This is a genomic window from Romboutsia sp. (assembly GCF_035470145.1).
In the GTDB taxonomy this organism is placed as follows: domain Bacteria; phylum Bacillota; class Clostridia; order Peptostreptococcales; family Peptostreptococcaceae; genus Romboutsia_D.
Map to the genome: position 1 here is coordinate 1 of NZ_DATIRC010000149.1, position 2,091 is coordinate 2,091.

The window sequence follows — 2,091 nt, forward strand, 5'->3', positions numbered from 1 at the left end:
AAGAAAATAAACAACAAGAACAAATAAAAGAAGAACTTAAGAAAGAGCAAGAAAATAAACAACAAGAACGCATAGAAAAGGAACCTAAAAAAGAAAAAGAAAATGAAAATAAGAATAAAGAACAAATAAAAGAACAATCTAAGAATGAGAACGCAAAACAACAACAAGAATCAAAAAAGGGCAATGGCAATAAAGAATAATTAAAAAATAATAAAGGTTTATAATGAACTCTAATTACTAGAGTTCATTTTTTTGTGAAAATTTATACAAGTAGATGAAGCTTTAGGTAGTAGAGTAATTGAAATGTGCAAGAAACTCATTATGATACTCCAACTTTAATTATAGATTCTTTACCACATTCATATTATGTATAAAAGCTATTTTAAAGGGAGGAAAAAATGAAAATAATATCGGTTATAAACTACAAAGGTTGAAAGAGAGGCCATAGGGGAGATAGATATTAAATAGTTAAATACCAATTCAAATATGTTAATATAATTTAATACACATTTGTATAATTATACGAAGTAAAGATTATTCATGTTTGCTGTTGTAAAGAAAGAGAGGGTTTGTTATGAAAGTAATTGATTTAACACATACTATTTCAGAAAATATGCCAGTTTATCCAGGCACAGAGGGACCTAAATTACAAGTTGCAAATACATATGAGAAAGACGGTTTTAAAGAAACTTTATTGACAATGTTTTCTCATACAGGAACTCATATGGATGCACCTTCACATTTATTTGAACAAAGAACTACTTTAGATTCGTTCTCCGTAGAACAATTTTTAGGAAAAGGATTAGTCATTGATTGTAGTGATTTACAAGAAGGTGAAAGAATTACTATGAGGTATATTGAACATGTAAAAGAAAAAGCTGATCAAGCACAATTTATTCTGTTTTATACTGGTTGGGATAATCGTTGGGGTACAAGTTCTTATTTTGGAGAATATCCTTATATTACGCAAGAAGTTGTAAAGTATTTAATTGATAGTAAGAAAAAGGGTGTGGGTTTAGATGTGATAGGTATTGATCCTATTTCAGATGAAAACTTGATGATTCATCGAAAGCTTTTGGCTGAGCATGATATAGTTATTATTGAAAATTTAACTTGTTTAGGAGAAGTCGGAAATGAATTATTTACCTTCTGTGCTCTTCCAATAAAATATGCCAATTCTGATGGAGCACCTATTCGGGCAATTGCTATTTTAGAGGATTAGTTGGCTTTAGTTTATACAATCATAAAAGGATTTGAAGATAGTATTAAGTATGTTATAAAAGTCCTTTTATGGATGAAAAATAAGTTTAAAATATTGAGAAAAATCTTTTTTTAAAATTATTTTAAAATAAATTGTTGACAAACATAGAAAAAATATGTAGAATTCTATTTAATAAAAGAATATAAATTGTAGAGGTCGCGATACTTATTAGTACCAATAAGGAGTTAAGCACGAAGAATTATTGGAAAAGGAATTATCGCCGAAGGATATAACTGATGCTTTAAGGTTATATACCTGGGGATGTATAGAATATATGCATAACTGTCACAAATTTAATTTGTGTTGAGCTACATTTGAGGAATAGATAATGATATATATATATATATTCATTTTAAAATACCCCTTAAGTGTAATGCTTAAGGGGTATTTTTGTATAGGAGGCGAAAGATGAAATTACAAGGAACTATGTCAGTAATAGACAATGAATTATATATAGGTGGTGTAAGTTGTAAAGAGCTTAAACAAAAATATCAAACACCACTTTACGTATTTGATGAAGAATTAGTTAGAAATAACTGTAGAGAATACAAGGAATATTTCGAAGTTGAAGAAAGAAAAAATAGAGTTGCATATGCAGGTAAGGCTTTTTTACCAATTTATATGTGTGACTTAATAAACCAAGAGGGATTGTATCTAGATGTAGTATCAGGTGGAGAACTATATACGGCAAATAAGGCAAATTTCCCTATGGAAAGAATATTATTTCATGGGAATAACAAAACCATAGAAGAAATAGAAATGGGTGTAAACATAGGTGTAGGTAGATTTGTGGTAGACAATTATTATGAATTAGATTTATTAGAAAAAAT

The 2,091-nt window shown here is 28.4% G+C and carries 2 protein-coding genes, 1 pseudogene and 1 riboswitch; all 3 genes and pseudogenes read left to right on the forward strand.

The window, feature by feature from the left end:
- Nucleotides 1-200, forward strand: a pseudogene (locus VLM92_RS05845) (hypothetical protein); the annotation flags it as partial.
- Nucleotides 201-574: 374 nt separating this feature from the next.
- A complete protein-coding gene (locus VLM92_RS05850) occupies nt 575-1,222 on the forward strand; it encodes a cyclase family protein (RefSeq protein ID WP_325275412.1) in 648 nt (215 codons plus the stop codon).
- A 181-nt stretch (nt 1,223-1,403) separates the two neighbouring features.
- A riboswitch (Lysine riboswitch) is annotated at nt 1,404-1,580 on the forward strand.
- An 89-nt stretch (nt 1,581-1,669) separates the two neighbouring features.
- Nucleotides 1,670-2,091: diaminopimelate decarboxylase family protein (locus VLM92_RS05855; RefSeq protein WP_414708148.1), on the forward strand; the 422-nt coding region annotated here is incomplete at its 3' end.

Coding starts and splice junctions, on each gene's coding strand:
- VLM92_RS05850 (WP_325275412.1), top strand. CDS start 575: ATGAAAGTAATTGATTTAACACATACTATTTCAGAAAATATGCCAGTT.